The organism is Mesorhizobium sp. M3A.F.Ca.ET.080.04.2.1 (assembly GCF_003952525.1).
In the GTDB taxonomy this organism is placed as follows: Bacteria; Pseudomonadota; Alphaproteobacteria; order Rhizobiales; family Rhizobiaceae; genus Mesorhizobium.
Genome location: NZ_CP034451.1, coordinates 5,901,506 through 5,919,024, shown reverse-complemented (window position 1 = coordinate 5,919,024; position 17,519 = coordinate 5,901,506). Strand labels below are relative to the sequence as shown.

The 17,519-nt window shown below is 64.5% G+C and carries 15 protein-coding genes and 1 riboswitch; of the genes, 4 read left to right on the top strand and 11 right to left on the bottom strand.

Features of this window, described 5'->3' with window-relative positions; translation table 11 throughout:
* The first annotated feature begins 105 nt into the window (after window positions 1-105).
* On the top strand, window positions 106-732 hold the full coding sequence (locus EJ074_RS28230; RefSeq protein ID WP_095807239.1) for a Fic family protein: 627 nt from the start codon (window positions 106-108) through the stop codon (window positions 730-732).
* A gap of 36 nt (window positions 733-768) precedes the next feature.
* On the opposite strand, the gene EJ074_RS28225 is transcribed toward EJ074_RS28230, so the two are convergent.
* Both EJ074_RS28225 and EJ074_RS28220 read right to left on the bottom strand, forming a co-directional pair.
* Entirely contained in the window at window positions 769-1,773 is a 1,005-nt protein-coding gene (locus tag EJ074_RS28225) for a hypothetical protein (RefSeq protein ID WP_095807238.1), read from the bottom strand.
* A 166-nt stretch (window positions 1,774-1,939) separates the two neighbouring features.
* Window positions 1,940-3,139 (bottom strand): IS256 family transposase, encoded by a 1,200-nt coding sequence (locus EJ074_RS28220; RefSeq protein WP_127863054.1) that lies wholly within the window; start codon window positions 3,137-3,139, stop codon window positions 1,940-1,942.
* A gap of 354 nt (window positions 3,140-3,493) precedes the next feature.
* A riboswitch (glycine riboswitch) is annotated at window positions 3,494-3,580 on the top strand.
* Between the two features lie 151 nt (window positions 3,581-3,731).
* Between EJ074_RS28220 and gcvT the strand changes: the two genes are divergently transcribed.
* Genes gcvT through gcvP form a run of 3 tightly spaced genes read left to right on the top strand, consistent with a single transcriptional unit; the run spans window position 3,732 to window position 8,034 of the window.
* Window positions 3,732-4,832 carry a glycine cleavage system aminomethyltransferase GcvT gene (gcvT, locus tag EJ074_RS28215; protein ID WP_095807237.1) on the top strand — a complete coding sequence of 367 codons (1,101 nt, stop codon included), beginning with the start codon at window positions 3,732-3,734 and terminating at the stop codon, window positions 4,830-4,832.
* A gap of 6 nt (window positions 4,833-4,838) precedes the next feature.
* A complete protein-coding gene (gene gcvH, locus EJ074_RS28210) occupies window positions 4,839-5,207 on the top strand; it encodes a glycine cleavage system protein GcvH (protein ID WP_095807236.1) in 369 nt (122 codons plus the stop codon).
* Between the two features lie 16 nt (window positions 5,208-5,223).
* Complete coding sequence (gene gcvP / locus EJ074_RS28205) at window positions 5,224-8,034, top strand: aminomethyl-transferring glycine dehydrogenase (protein WP_095807235.1); 2,811 nt, start codon at window positions 5,224-5,226, stop codon at window positions 8,032-8,034.
* 6 nt (window positions 8,035-8,040) lie between these two features.
* Here the strand turns inward: gcvP and EJ074_RS28200 are convergent, their stop codons facing one another.
* From EJ074_RS28200 to cpaB, 9 genes are all read right to left on the bottom strand, one after another.
* A complete protein-coding gene (locus EJ074_RS28200) occupies window positions 8,041-9,219 on the bottom strand; it encodes a GGDEF domain-containing protein (protein ID WP_095807234.1) in 1,179 nt (392 codons plus the stop codon).
* A 263-nt stretch (window positions 9,220-9,482) separates the two neighbouring features.
* Window positions 9,483-9,956: a hypothetical protein gene (locus tag EJ074_RS28195; protein ID WP_095807280.1), complete on the bottom strand. Its 474-nt coding sequence runs from the start codon at window positions 9,954-9,956 to the stop codon at window positions 9,483-9,485.
* Window positions 9,957-10,127: 171 nt separating this feature from the next.
* Window positions 10,128-11,090, bottom strand: a complete 963-nt coding sequence (locus EJ074_RS28190) for a type II secretion system F family protein (protein ID WP_095807279.1) — start codon at window positions 11,088-11,090, stop codon at window positions 10,128-10,130.
* 4 nt (window positions 11,091-11,094) lie between these two features.
* Window positions 11,095-12,060, bottom strand: a complete 966-nt coding sequence (locus EJ074_RS28185) for a type II secretion system F family protein (RefSeq protein ID WP_095807233.1) — start codon at window positions 12,058-12,060, stop codon at window positions 11,095-11,097.
* Between the two features lie 3 nt (window positions 12,061-12,063).
* Window positions 12,064-13,485: a CpaF family protein gene (locus EJ074_RS28180; RefSeq protein ID WP_095807232.1), complete on the bottom strand. Its 1,422-nt coding sequence runs from the start codon at window positions 13,483-13,485 to the stop codon at window positions 12,064-12,066.
* Entirely contained in the window at window positions 13,482-14,696 is a 1,215-nt protein-coding gene (locus EJ074_RS28175; protein ID WP_095807231.1) for a response regulator/pilus assembly protein, read from the bottom strand. The genes EJ074_RS28180 and EJ074_RS28175 overlap by 4 nt, the downstream gene beginning before the upstream one ends.
* 13 nt (window positions 14,697-14,709) lie before the next feature.
* On the bottom strand, window positions 14,710-14,982 hold the full coding sequence (locus EJ074_RS28170) for a hypothetical protein (protein WP_095807278.1): 273 nt from the start codon (window positions 14,980-14,982) through the stop codon (window positions 14,710-14,712).
* Window positions 14,983-14,985: 3 nt separating this feature from the next.
* On the bottom strand, window positions 14,986-16,347 hold the full coding sequence (locus tag EJ074_RS28165) for a type II and III secretion system protein family protein (protein WP_245454757.1): 1,362 nt from the start codon (window positions 16,345-16,347) through the stop codon (window positions 14,986-14,988).
* Between the two features lie 115 nt (window positions 16,348-16,462).
* The gene (gene cpaB / locus EJ074_RS28160) at window positions 16,463-17,401 is read right to left on the bottom strand and encodes a Flp pilus assembly protein CpaB (protein ID WP_095807229.1); all 939 of its coding nucleotides are present in this window, start codon (window positions 17,399-17,401) and stop codon (window positions 16,463-16,465) included.
* Between the last annotated feature and the right edge of the window lie 118 nt (window positions 17,402-17,519).

The window sequence follows — 17,519 nt, the reverse complement described above, 5'->3', positions numbered from 1 at the left end:
TTACGAGTGACCGAGGCGCCAAAATCAGCGCTGTCGAAGGTATGAAACTGAGCTCTCGGATGGGGCATATCCTTGAGCAAAGCGCGCGGCGGGGGCTGAGCGGGGATGAGCGACGCAAGCTTATCAAGGAACAGGCGCACAAGAAGTAAGCGCGTTGTGATTTATGCCGCTGAGGACGACCCTCTATGCTACCCCGGGACAACAGTCCTGCGGAACATCCTCGATATTCACGACCAAGCCAAGCTTGATGAATTCGAGCTCGCGCTTTTCCTAACCCGCGCCGACGAAGCATTTCCATCTGGAGATCTGGATTATTCGCATTATCGGGCTCTGCATCGCCACCTGTTTCAAGATGTCTATGCGTGGGCCGGCGAGCCGCGCACCATTCGCATCGGCAAGGACGGTAACTGGTTTTGCTATCCCGAGTATATCGAGACCGAAATGCGGCGTGTTTTCGCGGAACTCTCGGCGGCCAGCCACTATGTTGGTGCGAAGCCGGAGATTTTTGCTGCCGGCGTGGCGCACGTTCTTGCCGAGATCAACGCAATCCATCCGTTCCGGGAGGGTAACGGTCGTACTCAATTGGCGTTTCTAGCAATACTAACTGACAACGCCGGATATGAGTTCGACGACGATAAGCTGGAGCGTGACCGAGTCATGAAAGCGATGATCGATAGTTTTTCCGGCGACGAAGCCCCTCTGACTCAATTGATCCAAGATATCATCGCTTGAAGGACTCCGATCGACGTCTCATTGGCGGTCAAGACCCTAGGCGACTTTGTCGAGCAGCGGCTTCAAAGCCGGATGGATTTCCGGCGAAGCATGCTTGATCAACGTCAGCAGCGCGCGTTCGTTCTCCCGCAGCGGCCGCTTGTCGCCGCCGACGCGGTCGGCGAGCCATTTGGCCTCGCCGGCGTCGATCGTTTCGGCGCGGCGCGCGAGCGCCTCCGCAGCCCTGTTCTTGGCTTCCCAGTCCGCCTCGACGTCAGCGGGCGAATGGTAGGCCTCCATGATGCCGGCGAGCCCGCCCGACACCATGCGGCTGAAGAAGCTGCCGATCTCCGGTTCCGCGTGCTGGAGAAAGCTCTCGTGGCGCAGAGCCGCCTCGCGCGTCGGCGGCTCGTAGCCGGCCGAACACATCACATAGTTGGCGATCGCCTTGACGAAGAGAGCGTTCCAGGACGGGTCGTTGTTGGCCGCCGCGGTCTTGTCGTTGATTTTGAACAGGATCTCGGCTTCGGCCCTGGTGATGGCGATGTTGCCGTCGCCGCCATAGGCATAAAGGATGCGGCGCAGCAGGTCGACCTCTGCCTTGGCGATCAGCCCCGGAACCAACTGGCCGCCCAACATCAGCGGCCCCTTGCCGTCGATCACGGCATGGGCGACCTGCTCCAGCGCATAGGCCGCCAGCAGGCTGGGCGAGGTTTTGGCTTCCTCCAGCACATGCACCAGAAGTTCGAGTTCGGTGCGGCTGTCGACCATGCCGTCGCGCGAGATGGTGCGAACCAGCCAGTCGGCATTTTCCTGCGAGATATAGCCCTCCGGCTTTTCCTGGCGGACGATGTAGTCGGTCACCGCCTCAACGAAGAAGGGCGCCCATTCCGGACATTTGTCGCGCGCCGTCTGTTCGAGCGCGAACAATGCCTCGGCCTCGCCCCGCGTAACAACGCCGTCGGCGAATACTTCGCGCCGCAGCATCGTCACGTCCTCGGCCGTGATTCGGTTCTTGGAGATCAGCCCCGCCACAGGAGCGCTCATGATCAATTCGCCCATTTGTCGTCCCTGCCCATCGCCGCCGTCGGCAGACCCAAAGCGTTATTGCATCCTGCTCTATCAGAAGTGTCTTGAGAAACCGGCAAACGGCGTGGTGATCGTGCCCACTGGAGTGGTGTAGCTGACGGCATTGGTCGCCGTGCTCTCCGGCATGGGCCGGAATTGATCAGCGCGCCACTGCCGGCAGGCTGATGAGCGGATCATCGCTCATTTGGCTGATGGTCTCAAGAGTCATGTAGCGCGCCCGCTGCACGGCCCATTCATCATTCTGTTCAAGCAGCAACGCGCCGACGAGACGGACAATGGCATCGTCATTGGGGAAGATGCCGACGACCTCGGTGCGCCGCTTGATCTCGCCGTTGAGACGCTCGATCGGATTCGTCGAGTGGAGCTTGGTGCGATGTTCCTTGGGGAAGGTCATGTAGGCCAGCACGTCGGGCTCGGCCTCGTCCATGATTGTCGCCAGCTTCGGCACCTTCGGCCGGATCTGGTCGGCGACGGCACGCCATTGGGCGCTGGCAGCCTCGGGCGTCTCCTGGGCGAAGGCGGTCGCGATGAAGGCCGAGACGACCCTGCGGCCGCTCTTGCCGGCGTGCGCCAGCACGTTTCGCATGAAGTGGACCCGGCAGCGCTGCCATGTGGCGCTGAGCACCTTGGTGACGGCGGCCTTGAGGCCCTCATGAGCATCGGAGACGACAAGCTTGACGCCGCGCAGGCCGCGACGGGTCAGCTTGCGCAGGAACTCGGTCCAGATCGGCTCGGCCTCGGAGGTGCCGACCTCCATGCCCAGCACCTCGCGGCGGCCGTCCGCGTTGACGCCGACGGCGATGATGACGGCGACCGAGACGATGCGGCCACCGCGGCGCACCTTCAGGTAGGTGGCGTCGATCCACAGGTATGGCCAATCGCCCTCGATCGGCCGCTCGAGAAAGGCCTTCACCTTGCCGTCGATCTCCTCGCAGAGCCGGCTCACCTGGCTTTTGGAGACGCCGCTCGCGCCCATCGCCTTGACCAGGTCGTCGACCGAGCGCGTCGAGATGCCCTGCACGTAGGCCTCCTGGATGACCGCGGTGAGCGCCTTCTCGGCCATGCGTCGCGGCTCCAGGAAGCTGGGGAAGTAGGAGCCCTTCCTCAGCTTTGGGATGCGCAGCTCGACCGTGCCGGCCCGCGTCTCCCAGTCCCTGTCGCGATAGCCGTTGCGCTGGACAAGCCGCAGCGGGTTCTTCTCGCCATGGGCCGCGCCGGTCGCCGCGCCCACTTCCAGCTCCATCAGCCGCTCAGCGGCAAAGCCGATCATCTCGCGCAAGATATCGGCGTCGGGGGTCTTCTCCACGAGCGTGCGCAGGTCCATCATGTCGTCGGTCATCGGTGCTTCCTTCGAATCAGGTTGTGTCAGCAACCCAACCCTACCGAAGAACATCGATGACCACCGCTACGCCGCTCGCTCGCTACGGCGCTGTTGAGGGCGCGCTCGCGAGCGGCTTCGCTACCGCCGAGCTACACCACTCAGCGGGGCACGACCGGCGTGGTTAGCGAAGACTTGTCGGCCAATGCACCTCGCCCAAGAGCACCCTTCGGGGCTCGACCAGCGGTCTGCAGCAGTTTTGCGGGAACGAGATGCGTCAGACGAAGGTCGATGTGCAATGGATGTCGCAGGGAGGTGACAAGGTGTCGTTGACGGGCTATGGATGGCGCGTCGGGGGCTCGGAACTCTGAGTCCCACCTGTTTGCGGGAGAGAACAGCGAAAGCTGTCGCCGAAGGGGAAATCGCCCGAAATCTCTCAGGCAAAAGAACCGTGGACGGGAAAAACACTCTGGAAAGTCGGGGCTCGCGCCCCGCGCCGAAGGTGTAAGCGCTGCCGACAGAGTTACGGGGCGCGAGTCTCTCAGGCTTCAGACAGAGGGGCACGGACTAGGCCGCCATTTGGCGGTCGATTGCGTGTGACTCTGGAGAAGACATGACGGTCGACGACACCAAACACCTGCCGCTTGAGGATTTGCACAGCGCCGCCGGCGCGCGTTTCGGTGCGTTTGCCGGCTGGTCTATGCCGCTCACCTACCCGGCCGGCGTGATGAAGGAACACCTGCACACGCGCGAGCATGCCGGCTTGTTCGACATCTCGCACATGAAGCTGTTCGAGGTCAGCGGTCCGGGCGCCGCGGCGCTCCTCGAGCGCGCCTACCCGCTCGATGCCGGCGCGCTGGACATCTCCCAATCCAAATACACCTTCTTTCTCAACGAGGCCGCCGGCATCATCGACGACCTCATCGTCACCCGGCTCGGCGACGATCGCTTCATGATCGTCGCCAACGCCGGCAACGCGGTCGAGGACGAGAAACACCTGCGCGAGCTCGCCGCGGATTTCGACGCCAGGGTCGAACCGCTCGACCGTGTCTTCCTCGCGATCCAGGGGCCCGATGCGTGGGCAGCCCTTTCGCGGGCCGGCATCGAGACGGGCTCCCTGCTTTTCATGCATGGCGTCGAGCCGCGGCCGAACTGGTTCATGAGCCGCTCCGGCTACACGGGCGAGGACGGTTTCGAGATCGGCCTGCCGGAAGCGGATGCCCGCGACCTCGTCGCCAAATTGCTGCAGGACGAGCGCGTGCAATGGATCGGCCTCGCCGCCCGCGACAGCCTGCGGCTCGAGGCCGGGCTCTGCCTGCATGGGCAGGACCTTACCCCCGAGATCGACCCGGCCAGCGCCGGATTGATGTGGGCGATCCCCAGGGAAGTGCGTGCTGCAGGCTCCTTCATTGGCGCCGACGCGCTACGGTCGATTCTCGAGCGCGGCGCGGCGCAAAAACGCGTCGGCCTCAAGCCGGACGGCCGCCAGCCGGTGCGGGCTGGCGCGGCGCTTGTCGACGCCGACGGCAATCGGGCCGGCCATGTCACCTCGGGCGGCTTTGGCCCCTCGACCGGCCATCCGGTCGCCATGGGCTACGTCGAAACATCACTCGCAAAGCCCGGCACAAAGCTCTTCGCCGACGTCCGCGGGACCAAGATCCCGATCGACGTCACGTCCCTGCCCTTCACGCCACATCGCTACCGCAAAGGATAAGTCCCGATGGCAAAGACCTATTTCACTGAAGATCACGAATGGCTGCGCGTCGAAGCCGGCGTCGCCACCGTCGGCATCACCGATTACGCGCAGGAGCAGCTCGGCGACCTCGTCTTCGTCGAACTGCCGGAAATCGGTCGCAAGCTCGCCAAGGGCGACACCGCGGTCGTCGTCGAATCCGTCAAGGCCGCCTCGGATGTCTATGCCCCGGCCGATGGCGAGATCACCGAGGCCAACACCTCGCTGTCGGCCGATCCTTCGCTGGTCAATTCCGCGGCGACGGGCGACGGCTGGCTCTGGAAGATGAAGCTTTCGAACGAGAGCCAACTTGACGGCCTCATGGACGAAGCCGCCTACAAAGCCCATATCGGCTGATAGCAGGACAGTTACGATGACCGCAGCACCAATCCCCTTCTCGGCCCGCCATATCGGCCCCGGCCTCAACGATGTCCGGGCGATGCTCGCCTCCCTCGGCGTTCCCTCCGTCGAGACGCTGATCAGCCAGGCCGTGCCGAGATCGATTCGCCTCGATGAGCCGTTGGATCTGCCCGCCCCCGCCAGCGAGGCGGAAGCGCTGGCCGAATTGTCGGCGATCATGGCGAAGAACACGGTGCTGAAAAGCTTCATCGGCGCCGGCTATCACGGCGTGCACGTGCCGCCCGTCATCCAACGCAACTTGTTCGAGAATCCGGCCTGGTACACGGCCTATACGCCCTACCAGGCCGAGATCAGCCAGGGCCGGCTGGAAATGCTGTTCAATTTCCAGACCTTGGTCGCAGAACTCACCGGCCTGCCGGTGGCGTCCGCCTCGCTGCTCGACGAGGCGACCGCGGTCGCCGAGGCCGTCGGCATCGCGCTGCGCCATCACCGCGACAAGCGCACCAAGGTTGCGCTCGCCGGCACCCCGCATCCGCAGACGCTGGATGTCGTTCGCACCCGCGCCGAGCCGCTCGGCACCGAGGTGGACGGCGAGAGCATCGACGACAACACCGCCGCCCTGCTCGTTTCCTGGCCGGACACGTTCGGTGTCTATGGCGACCACAAGACGGCGATCGAGAAGGCCCGCGCCACCGGCGCGCTGGTCATCTTCATCGCCGATCCGCTTGCGCTCACCCTGACAGACGCGCCGGCGAAGCTCGGTGCCGACATCGCCGTCGGCCCGATGCAGCGCTTCGGCGTGCCGATGGGTTTTGGCGGTCCGCACGCCGCCTATTGCGCCGTCTCCGACAGGTTGACCCGCCTGATGCCCGGCCGCCTCGTTGGCCAGTCGACCGACAGCGAGGGACGTCCAGGGTATCGGCTAGCGCTGCAGACGCGCGAGCAGCACATCCGCCGCGACAAGGCGACCTCCAACATCTGCACGGCACAGGCGCTGCTCGCCAACATGGCCACCGCCTATGCGATCTGGCACGGCCCCGCGGGCCTGCAGGCGATTGCCGAGCGCGTCCACGGGCTCGCCAGCCGCCTCGCGGCCGGCCTGAGGGCTGCGGGCGTTTCGGTGCTTGGCGCAAACCGCTTCGACACGGTGACGGTCGAAGTCAAGGGAAAGGCCGGCTCGATCGCCGCCGCCGCCGAAAAGGGCGGCCGCCTGCTGCGTCTCATCGACACCGACCACGTCGGGATCAGCTTTGACGAGACCTCGACCGAGGCAGACCTCGAGGCGATCGCCGCCCTGTTTGGCGCCAATGCAGCGGACGCTGCCGATGGCACCATGCCCGGAAAGCCGCGCGGCAGCGAGTTCCTGACGCAGCCCGTCTTCCACGAAAACCGCTCCGAAACCGAGATGATGCGTTTCCTGCGCCGGCTCGCCGACAAGGATCTGGCGCTCGACCGCGCCATGATCCCGCTCGGCTCCTGCACGATGAAGCTCAACGCCGCGGCCGAGATGATGCCGGTGAGTTGGCCAAGCGTCGCCAACTTGCATCCCTTCGCGCCGGCCAGCCATTCGGCGGGGTACCGCGCCATGGCCGCCGAACTGGAAGGCTGGCTGTCGGAGATCACCGGTTTCGACGCGGTCAGCCTGCAGCCCAATGCCGGCAGCCAGGGCGAATATGCCGGGCTGCTTGCCATCCGCGCCTATCACCGCTCGCGCGGCCAAGGCCATCGCACAGTCTGCCTGATTCCGTCTTCCGCGCACGGCACCAATCCGGCGAGCGCGGCGATGGCCGGAATGAGCGTCGTCGTCGTGCGCTGCACGGACGACGGCAACATCGACATGGACGACATGAGAGCCAAGGCCAACGAGCATTCGAAGAACCTCGCGGCGCTGATGTTCACTTATCCCTCGACGCACGGCGTCTACGAGGAAGGCGCGCGCCACCTGTGCGCCCTCATCCACGAGCATGGTGGCCAGGTCTATTTCGACGGCGCCAACCTCAATGCCTTGGTCGGCCTCGCGCGTCCTGCCGACATCGGCGCCGACGTCTGCCACATGAACCTGCACAAGACCTTCTGCATCCCGCATGGCGGCGGCGGCCCTGGCGTCGGCCCGATCGGCGTCAGGGCACATCTCAAGCCCTATCTGCCGGGCCATGTCACCGAAGGCTCCGCACACGCAGTTGCGGCGGCACCGTTCGGCAGCGCCTCCATCCTGCCGATCACCTGGATGTACATCCGCATGATGGGCGGTTCCGGCCTGAAGCAGGCGACCGAGACGGCGATCGTGTCGGCCAACTACGTGGCGACGCGGCTGGCGCCGCACTTCCCGCTGCTCTACAAGGGCAGGAGCGATCGCATTGCCCATGAGTGCATCCTCGATACCCGCGTGCTGAAGGACAGCGCCGGCATCAGCGTCGACGATATCGCCAAGCGCCTGATCGACTACGGTTTCCACGCACCCACCATGTCGTTCCCGGTGGCCGGCACGCTGATGGTCGAGCCGACCGAATCGGAGCCCAAGCGCGAGCTCGACCGCTTCTGCGAGGCTATGATTGCGATCGCCGGTGAGGCGGCGAAGGTGGCGAAGGGCGAGTGGCCGCTGGCCGACAATCCGCTGGTCAACGCTCCGCACACCGCCGCCGAGGCGCTCGCCGCCACCTGGACCCATCCCTATTCGCGCCTGGAAGCCGCCTATCCCGCCGGCGACGCCGACCTGGCCGCGAAATACTGGCCTCCGGTGTCGCGCATCGACAATGTCGCCGGCGATCGCAACCTCGTTTGTTCCTGCCCGCCATTGTCGGAATATCTCGGCGCGGCCGAGTAAGCGCGTTCAGGCCGAACGCAGGGCCGGCCCGGTATCGGGCTGGCCCGGCTCAGCCTCGGTGGCGATGACGACGCGGTTGCGCCCGCCGCGCTTGGCGGCATAGAGCGCGGCGTCGGCCTCGGCCAGCACCTCGTCCAGCGGCCGACCAGCCACCGCGCCAAAACCCATGCCGCCGCTGACGCTGCTGCGCAGCGGACCGCGATGTGTGGCGACGACCTCCGTGCCGAAGGCGACGCCGATCCGGCTTGCCATGTCGTGGGCCTTTTCAGGGGTCATGCGCGACATCACCACTGCGAATTCCTCACCGCCCAGACGGAAGGCGTCGACGCCCGTTCTGCCGTATTTCCTGATCACAGCCGCGAAGCGACACAGAACCTGGTCGCCGACTGGATGGCCGTAGACGTCGTTCGTGGTCTTGAAATGATCGAGGTCGAACATGGCGATGGCCATGAAGGGACCGAAGCTCCGCTCGCCGTAGAGCTCGTTCAGCGCGCGCCGGTTCATCAGGCCGGTCAACGGATCGGTCAGCGTCTCGGCCTTGAGCTCGATCTGCGCCTGCAGGTGATGCAACGAAAGCGTCAGCGCTCCGAGGCCGGTCATGCACGCGACCGCGACGACGGAGTTCAATTGCTCCGCCCAGTTGTCGGGCGCGGCGCCAAGGACCCATTGTCCTTGGACGAGCAACACCAGCCCGCAAAGCGCGAAGGAAATGCCGCAGACCCCGCTCAGGAAGGAGACGACCAGCAGGATCCGGCGGTCCTGGTCGCCTCTCGACCAGAACATGATTCCGATCGCCGCGAGCAACGCCGTCACCGCCGCATAGGTGATCTGGAAGCCGACGCCGTCGAAGCCGAAAAACGTGACGATCGCACAGGCGCCCATCGCCACGAGCGCCGGGATGACGGCGCGACGAAAGCCACGATAGCCGAGATACTGCATGGCCGACAGGCAGAGGATCAGGAACCCCAGCGTGAGCAGCGCGAGCACGGCCTGGCAGAGCCATGGGCCGGCATCCCTGGTATAGCGCCAGAACAGGACGACATGGACAACCAGGATGAGCATGCCGCACGCGACTGTCAGAACGAAACGCGCCCGCGGCGTGGTGAACCAGATCGCAAGCATGGTAACGCTGAGGCATGTGCCCGACAGCGCCGCCGCGAGCAGAAGCGAACTGAAATCCAACATCGGTGAAGAACTGCCTTTTGCGGGTCGTCGCCCCCTGTATTGTAAGTCGCCAGCGGCGCGCGCAAACCGTTTTCAGCGAGCGCTTCGGCCCCACCTCGATAAAGGGTTTACAAACGGTCGACGTGGTGGCCGAAATGCCCGCGCGGCTGAACTGTCCTGGGACAATCTCCAGGAAGGCGCATACCGACCCTGCGTCTGGAAGTGACCGCAAAGCAGATTTCTGAGGCGGTCGGTTGCATCGAACACTGAGCCCGCGCGGGTGATCAGCTCTTGTCGAGCAGCGCCAGATTGGCGTTGACGACGGTCTGGTCGGCCATGCCGGCGCGGGCCTCGAGCAGCAGCGCCCTGGCCTTCTTCTTGTTGCCGCGCAGGAGCTGCGAATAGCCCATGTTGTTGACGATCTGCGGCTTGCGCCCGGCAACCCTCAGCAACTGGGCATAGGCGCGGTCGGCGAAATCGAAACGGCCGAGTTCGTCATAGGAGGCTGCGAGGCCCATCCAGGCTTCCGCATTGTCAGCCCTGAGTTCCACCGCCTTGCGGAAATGCTGTTCGGCAAGGCCGAAATTCGCCTCGCGGAACTGCGCCTTGCCCTCAGCGAGATCGGTGGCGCTAACGTCCTTTGCCTTCGGCTGGATGGCGGTGGTTTTGGTGGTATCGACGTTGTTGTCGGTCGTGCAGCCGGTGACCAGGAGAACCGCAGCCAGCGCGGCCGCTGCCGTGGATAGTCTGTGACGCATGCCCTGCCCCATCGCCCGATTTGCCGGGTCGTTCTTCACCAATGACCATAAAGGACAGCGATTAAACTTCGGTGCCGAAATGCGCCTAAAATTCGGTTGCGGGCAAAGGATGCGTTAACCAGCGCCGCCGGGCGCGCCTTGGCTCGGCTCAGGTCGGCTTTAGCTGAATACTCAATGCGCCGCCGTCAGCTTCACGATGATCGGGATGATGGCGACCATCAGCACCACCGGCAGGATGCAGACCGTTACCGGCACCGACATCTTGGCCGGCAGGGCATGCGCCTTCTCCTCGGCGAGCGACATACGCTTGTGACGCATCTCGTCGGAGAAGACGCGCAGCGCGCCCGACAGGCTGGTGCCGAGTTCCTTGGACTGCTGCAGCAGCGTCGCGAAAGATCGGACCTCATCGAGGCTGAGGCGGTCCGCCAGCGCTTTCAGCGCGTCGTCGAGGCTGCGGCCGGCCCTGAGTTCCAGCGACACCAGCTGCAGGTTCTGGCTGAGCGACGGATAGGTCTTGCCGAGCTCTTTCGAAACGCGCTCGATGCCGGCCTCCATGCTCATGCCGGCATCCGAACAGACGATCATCAGGTCCATGAAGTCGGGGAAGCCGTTGCGGTATTCGCGCATCTTCTCCCGCACCTTCTGCGTCAGCACCAGTCCGGGCAGGAAATAGCCGCCCGCGCCCGACAGGATGACGAGGGTCCAGCGGCTGGTCATGCTGGACTCGGCGCTGGCCGCCCAGTGGTTGACCACGAACGCACCAAGTGCCGCGCCGACCAGGGCGGCAAAACGGATCAGGAAGAACATGCCGACGGCGCGCGGATCCATGTAGCCGGCTTGGATGAGCTTCAGCCGCAGCCGGGCGACGTTCTCCGGATCGCTCTTGGCATAGAACTCCTGCGCCCGCTTCACCGCCTTCTCGCGCACGGCGCTGGAATTCTTCCTGGTCGTCGGCTCGACCTCGACCGGCTGGCTCGCCTCGACCTTCAGCCGTCGCTTGACTTCGCCCCGGTCGCCCTTGGCAACGACGAGCGGCCAGGCCATCGCGCCGCCGCCCAGGACCAGCAAGAGCACCGCCACCGGCATCAGCGATGTCGGCGCGAGCGAAGCCAGGAAGCGGATCGCGTCTTCCATCATCTCAGAACCGGAAATTCGACATCTTGAACATGGCCGCGTTACCCAGCATCAGCCAGAACACCGAACCGCCCAGCATGTACCAGGTCTTCGGCACACCCCAGACATCCCGGTAGAATTGCGGCATCAGCACCATGATGGCGGTGAACAGCAGCGCCGGCACGGCGGTCAGGATGTAGGCCGACATGCGGCCCTCGGTCGAAATGGCGCGCACCTTGCGGCGCAGCTTGCCGCGCTCGCGGATTGTCGACGACAGCCCGTCGAGGATTTCGCGCAGGTTGCCGCCCGAACTGTTCTGGATGGATACGGCGGTGACGAACAGCGGCAGGTCCTCATGGCCGACCCGGTCGAACAGATTGTTGAGCGCCGAAACCAGGTCGGAGCCATAGGTGACCTCGTCGGCGACGACGCCGAACTCGGTGCCGATCGGATCGCCCATTTCGCGCGCCACCATGGCAATCGCCACCGGCACCGGATGGCCGGCTTTCAGGCCGCGCGTGATCAGTTCCAGCGCCTCCGGCAACTGCATGCCGAACCTCTTGTGACGGCGCTTGCGCAGCGTTCGCATCGCCATCACCGGCAACACGGGCACTAGCACCAGGAGCAGGACAAGTCCGAACAGCAGGGGCAAGCCCTTCCAGACGGCGAGGAGCGCGAGCGCGAACGCTATTCCCGAGGTGATCGTAAGGAATTTGGGCAGCGGCATGATCATGCCGGACTGCATGCGCAAGGCGCGAAACCGATCGACGGAAAGCACGAAGCTGCCGCCTTCGACGCCTCGTTCCTTGCGCAACTGGATCAGCACCTGTTCCTGGCTGATCTTGTTTTCCTGCAGCTTCATGCGGCGGTTGATGGCCTTGCGCTTGTCGCTGCGGCCGGCATAGAGCAGGTAGCAGCCTTCGGCGATCATGATGCCGGTAAGGGCCGCCGCGGCGTAGACGACATAGACCGGGCTGAATCCGTCGAACACCGGCTACTCCTGTGGCCGGCCGGGCTCGAAATATCTGCCCGGGAATTCGATGCCCATGTTGCGCAGGTCCTCGAGGAAGCGCGGGCGGATGCCTGTCGCTTCGAAATGGCCGATGATCTTGCCGTCGGCCTCCATGCCGGTGCGCACGAAGCGGAAGATCTCCTGCATCTGGATCACGTCGCCTTCCATGCCCGTCACCTCTGCGACGCTGGTCACCTTGCGCTTGCCGTCGGAGAGGCGCGTCAGCTGGACGATGATGTCGAGGGCGCTGGCGATCTGGCTGCGGATCGACTGCACCGTCATCGGCATGCCGGTCATGCCGAGCATCTGCTCCAGTCGCGAGATCGCATCGCGCGGCGTGTTGGCGTGGATCGTCGCCATCGAGCCTTCATGGCCGGTGTTCATCGCCTGCAGCATGTCGAATGCTTCCTCGCCGCGGCATTCGCCGAGGATGACCCTGTCGGGGCGCATGCGCAGCGCGTTCTTGACCAGGTCGCGCTGCTTCAGCTCGCCGTGGCCTTCGATATTGGCGGGTCGTGTCTCCATGCGCGCGACATGCGGCTGCTGCAATTGCAGCTCGGCGGCGTCCTCGATGGTGATCAGGCGCTCGTCCTCGGGAATGAACGCCGACAGCGCATTGAGCATCGTCGTCTTGCCGGTGCCGGTGCCGCCGGAGATGATGGTCGTCTTGCGGGCATGCACGGCCGCCGCCAGCACCTCGGCCATGTTCTGGGTGATGGCGCCGAATTCGACCAGCTTGTGCAGGCCGAGCTTGTTCTTGGAGAATTTGCGGATCGACACCAAAGGTCCGTCGACGCCCACGGGTCGGATAGCCGCGTTGAAGCGCGAGCCGTCGAGCATGCGCGCGTCGACCATCGGCTGCGATTCATCGACTCGCCGGCCGACCGCCGCAACGATTTTGTTTATGATTCGAAGCAGATGCGCCTCGTCCTTGAACGGGATATTCACCTGCTGCAGCTTGCCGCGCCGCTCGACGAAACAGTTCTGGTGGCCGTTGATCAGGATATCGTTGATCTCGGGGTCCTTGAGCAGCGGCTCCAGCGGACCGAGGCCGACCATTTCGTCGACGATGTCGTCGACCAGTGCTTCGAGCTCGGCGGTGTTGATCGCCATCCGCTCCTGGCGCGTCTTTTCGGAGACGAAATCGTGCACCTGGCGGCGCATCTCCTCTTTCGGCAGCCGCTCCAGCGCGACGAGGTTGATCTCCTCGAGCAGCATGCGGTGGATGCGCACGCGCGCGTCGAGCACCTTGTTGGCGCTTTTTGCCGGGGCTGCTTCCGGTTTTGGCGCCGCAGGCTTGCGGGTCGTCGGAATGACCACGGCGTGATGCGTGACGGGCATCGGTTCCGGCGGCCGCTGCGGGCGCGCGTCACGGTTCTGCAGGGTGGAAAAGCGGCTGCTCATCCTGCCTTCCTCTTCAGCAGGCCCCTGCCGAGATCGAACAGCGATTTCGACCTGGTGGTCGTCGCGACGGCCTCTTCGGGCAGGATGATCTTCTTCAAGTCGTTGACGACATTGGCATTGGGATCGATGTCGTGCAGCGGCACGCCACGGTCGACAGCCTCGCGCACCAGCCGGTAGTTGTTGGAGATGCCGCCGACGAAATGCTCGCCCAGGATCTCCTCGACGTCCGCCTGCTTGATGCCGCTGTCGAACATCTTCTGCTCGAAGCGGTTGACGATGACATTGGGCTTCACTTCCTTGCCGGCGGTCTCGTAGATCGCCTGGATGAGGCGCTGCGTGTGGCGCAGGCACGGCACGGTCATCTCGGCAACGATGTAGAGCTTGTTCGAACCGAGCAGCACCGTCTCCGTCCACGGGAACCAGGTGCGCGGCATGTCGATGACGACATTGTCGAAATACGCCGAGACCAGGTCGAGCATGCGCACCACGACATCGGTCTTGAACGAGCGCATTTCAGAGGGGCGCGTGGGTGCTGCCAGCACGCAAAGCCCGCTCGCGTGCTTGGAGAGCATCACGTCGAGCAGCTGCCGGTCGAGGCGCTCCGGCTGGTTCTCGATTTCGGTGATGTCGAAGCGCGGCTCCAGATCGAGATATTCCGCGCAGGCGCCCTGCTGGAAGTTGAGGTCGACCACGCAGGTCGAGGCGCCGCGCGTTACCGAATGGTGCAGCTGGAACGCCGTCTGCAGGGCCAGCGTCGTGGTGCCGACGCCGCCGGCGGCAGGCATGAAGGTATAGATCTGCGACTCGGTGTTTTCCTCCCGACCCGGCCCCTGCAGCGCCCGGATGACCGAGCGCACCAGATCGGCCGTGGTGATCGGCTTGACGAGGAAATCGGCGACCTTGAGCTGCACCAGGATGCGCACCGCGGCCGCGTTGAACTCCTGGGTGACGACCACCACCGGGACCCGGCCTTCGAGCCGCCGCATGATGCGCTGCAGCGACTCGATCTCCTCGAGCTTGGCCGCATCCATGTCGACGATGACGGCGCCGAAATCGGTCTCCTGGACCTCGCCGCGAAGCTCGTTGACGCTCTTGTCCACCGTGAGAAGCTCGATGACTTCTGAGGCAGCGAAGGCCGTGCGCGTGTCCTGCAGGAACGCCCTGTCGGTCGACGCGAGTAGGATCTTCTTGGTCTTGGTGCCCGATGCCATGGTCGTCAGCCCATCAATTGGATGTCGTCGATGCCGACGCCTGAGCGCTCTGTGCGCCGGCCGCCTGGGCGGCGGAACTCGTCGTGGAACTGCTGCGCTGCGCCGGCACCAGTAGCCTGGTGTTCTGAACGCCGTTCTGCCAGGGATCCACCATCTGCAAGACGGTGTTGGACGCCTGCGCGTTGCCGGCCGCCGGCGTCACCCCCTCGGTTCGCACATAGTCGTCGCTGGTGCAGCCGACGAGAAGGCCGATGGACAGGAGCGCAATGGAAACGAGCGGGCGCATCAATCAATCCTTCGGCAGGTCGAGGAAATGACCGGACGTGGTGGCCGCCACCGGGCGCGCAGCACTGCCGTCGGCGAATGCCATCGGCTTGTTGGCGTCCGAAGCCTTCACCTCTTCGGTGTTGTTGAGGAAATAGTCGGCGTTGCTGGGAGGCTGGGTGCCGTCGGTCGGCTCGACCATCTTCTTCGAGGGGTCGACCGGCTTTACCAGATAAGGCGTGACGATGATCACCAGGTCGGTCTCGCGCCGCTGGTAGGATTTGGAGGAGAACAGCGGACCCAGGACCGGCAGCTTGCCGAGGCCCGGCAGGCGTGAGGTGGTGATGTCGTTTTGCGACTGCAGCAGACCCGCGATCATGAAGCTCTGGCCGTTCTTCAGGTCGATCGAGGTCTTGGCGCGGCGCACGATGAAGGCCGGAATGGAAATGCCGCTGCTGACCTCGATGGAGGCGGAGGGATCGATCGAGGACACTTCCGGTGCGATGTCCAGGCTGACCAGCCCGTCCTTCAGAACGGTCGGCGTGAAGTCCAGGCCGACGCCGTATTTCTTGTAGGTGACGCTGATCTTGCCGTTGTCCTCGGAGACCGGGATCGGGAATTCGCCGCCGGCAAGGAAGCTCGCGGTCTGGCCGGAGCGGGCGATCAGGTTCGGCTCGGCCAGCCGTCGGGCCAGGCCGCGCTCCTCAAGCGCCTTGATGGCGATGTCGATCGACACGCCGTTGGACAGCAGCCGGCCGATGATCTCGCCGGTGCCGGCCGTCGGCACAGTGCCGGGATCGATGACGACATCGCGGCCGCCGAGGCCGACGGCGAAGTTGGCGCCGTATTTGGCGCCCAGATCCTGCCCGGCCTGGCGATTGATCTCGACGAAGCGGACATTGAGCTGCACCTGCTGCGAAGACGAGATGTTGACCGAGTTGATCACCTCTTCATTGCCGGAGAAGCGCGAGGCGATCTTGCTGGCCTTGTCGGCCGCGACCGCATCTTCGGCCTGCCCCGACAGCACCACCCGTCCATTGGCGGACCCGACCTTGATGTTGGCGTCAGGCACGCTGGCGCGGATCGTGTTGGCCAACTGCTCGGTATCCAGCGTCACCTCGATGTCGATGGTGCCGACGAGCTGCTTGTTCTGGTCGAATAGCGCGATGCCAGTGGTGCCGAGATTGTTGCCCAGCACATAGAAGGACTTGTCGGTCAGCGGGTTGACGTTGGCGATCTCCGGATCGCCGATGACGATCTGGTAGAAGGCCGCGCTGGTCATGATCGTCTTCGGCTTGCCCTTGGCCACCTTGATGGAGGCGTTCTTGGTCGCCGAGACGTAGACGACGTCGTTGTTTGCCTCGGCCGGCGCGCCGAATGCAAGCATTCCGGCGGCCGCCAGGAAGGCCCCCGCTGTCATTGCGCGCAGAAGGCGCAGCCCTCTCGTCGTCCGCTTTCCATTCAACACAGGCATTGTCCCGTCCCCGGCCGGTCCCCACCGGCTATTGTTCTTGTTCCTTGGAAGGAACCTCGTATTCCTCGGCTTGCCTGGCAGGAACCTTGTATTCCTCGGCCTTCGTGCCGCGCGTGACGATGATCGTGCGGAACGTCGGCTTCTCCGGCTCCTTCACCACGGCATCGATCACGGAACCGGCCGCAGTCTGCGCCTTGGCCGCCACCGAGCCGCCGAAGGAGGAGATGGTGGTGATCTCGCTGTTGCTGGCGCTCGCGTCGGCGGCGGATCGCAAGGACAGCGACAATGAGCCGACGGTGCGCGCCAGCGCCACCTTTTGCGCCCCTTCATTGGTCACTTCGATGGTCACCGAATTGGCGACCTTCGGCTCGGTCTTGCGCTCGTCAGCGCCCTGCCCGACCGAAAGCACCTTGGCGTCGGAGACGACGATCTCGGAGGTGACCGTGGATCCGGCCGCCCCCTGTGCATTCTTGGCCACTTCCTGGATTTCCCCGGCATCGCGGGTCAGCACGACATCGACCCGGTCGCCAGGCGTGATGAAGCCGCCGACGCCTGCGATTTCGTCCGTGCGGATGGTGACGGCCCGCATCCCTGGCGAGAGCATGTTGGAAAGCGTCGCGCGCCCATTCGGCCCTGACAGTTTGGCGAGCAGCACCGGCTCGTTGACTTCCATCGGCGACAGAACCACGCGGCTGCCATCGGCTAGCAGCTTGTCGATGGTGGGAAAGGCGCCCTGCGGCAGGGAATCCTGCGGCCACGGGATCTCGGTGAGCTGGGATCGGCCGAGTTCCATGCCGTAGCGCAGCGGCGCGCTCGCCACCACGATGGTCTTGAATTCGACCTTGGGTTCCTGTGGCGATGGCACGGAGACCACCCTGACCTCGGACTGGGCTTTTGCCTGGCTTTTGACCCAGAAGTCCGCGGCAAAGATCGAGATCGCGCCGAACACGGCGGCGATACCGATCATGGTTATGGCCCTGCCCCTCACAATGAAACCCCTGACGCCCCGTGGTCTTTTGCTTGTTGCACTTCACGTTAGGCATCATTGTTAAAGAATCAGGAATCCGACGGTGTGCGGAGCGCCC

Bases quoted from the DNA above. Each gene is read 5' to 3' on its own strand.
- EJ074_RS28180 (WP_095807232.1), bottom strand. From the start codon at position 13,485: ATGAGCAGCCGCTTTTCCACCCTGCAGAACCGTGACGCGCGCCCGCAG.
- gcvH (WP_095807236.1), top strand. From the start codon at position 4,839: ATGGCAAAGACCTATTTCACTGAAGATCACGAATGGCTGCGCGTCGAA.
- EJ074_RS28165 (WP_245454757.1), bottom strand. From the start codon at position 16,347: ATGCTTGCATTCGGCGCGCCGGCCGAGGCAAACAACGACGTCGTCTAC.
- EJ074_RS28190 (WP_095807279.1), bottom strand. From the start codon at position 11,090: ATGGAAGACGCGATCCGCTTCCTGGCTTCGCTCGCGCCGACATCGCTG.
- gcvT (WP_095807237.1), top strand. From the start codon at position 3,732: ATGACGGTCGACGACACCAAACACCTGCCGCTTGAGGATTTGCACAGC.
- EJ074_RS28195 (WP_095807280.1), bottom strand. From the start codon at position 9,956: ATGCGTCACAGACTATCCACGGCAGCGGCCGCGCTGGCTGCGGTTCTC.
- gcvP (WP_095807235.1), top strand. From the start codon at position 5,224: ATGACCGCAGCACCAATCCCCTTCTCGGCCCGCCATATCGGCCCCGGC.
- cpaB (WP_095807229.1), bottom strand. From the start codon at position 17,401: ATGATCGGTATCGCCGCCGTGTTCGGCGCGATCTCGATCTTTGCCGCG.
- EJ074_RS28175 (WP_095807231.1), bottom strand. From the start codon at position 14,696: ATGGCATCGGGCACCAAGACCAAGAAGATCCTACTCGCGTCGACCGAC.
- EJ074_RS28220 (WP_127863054.1), bottom strand. From the start codon at position 3,139: ATGACCGACGACATGATGGACCTGCGCACGCTCGTGGAGAAGACCCCC.
- EJ074_RS28200 (WP_095807234.1), bottom strand. From the start codon at position 9,219: ATGTTGGATTTCAGTTCGCTTCTGCTCGCGGCGGCGCTGTCGGGCACA.
- EJ074_RS28170 (WP_095807278.1), bottom strand. From the start codon at position 14,982: ATGCGCCCGCTCGTTTCCATTGCGCTCCTGTCCATCGGCCTTCTCGTC.
- EJ074_RS28225 (WP_095807238.1), bottom strand. From the start codon at position 1,773: ATGGGCGAATTGATCATGAGCGCTCCTGTGGCGGGGCTGATCTCCAAG.
- EJ074_RS28230 (WP_095807239.1), top strand. From the start codon at position 106: ATGAGCGACGCAAGCTTATCAAGGAACAGGCGCACAAGAAGTAAGCGC.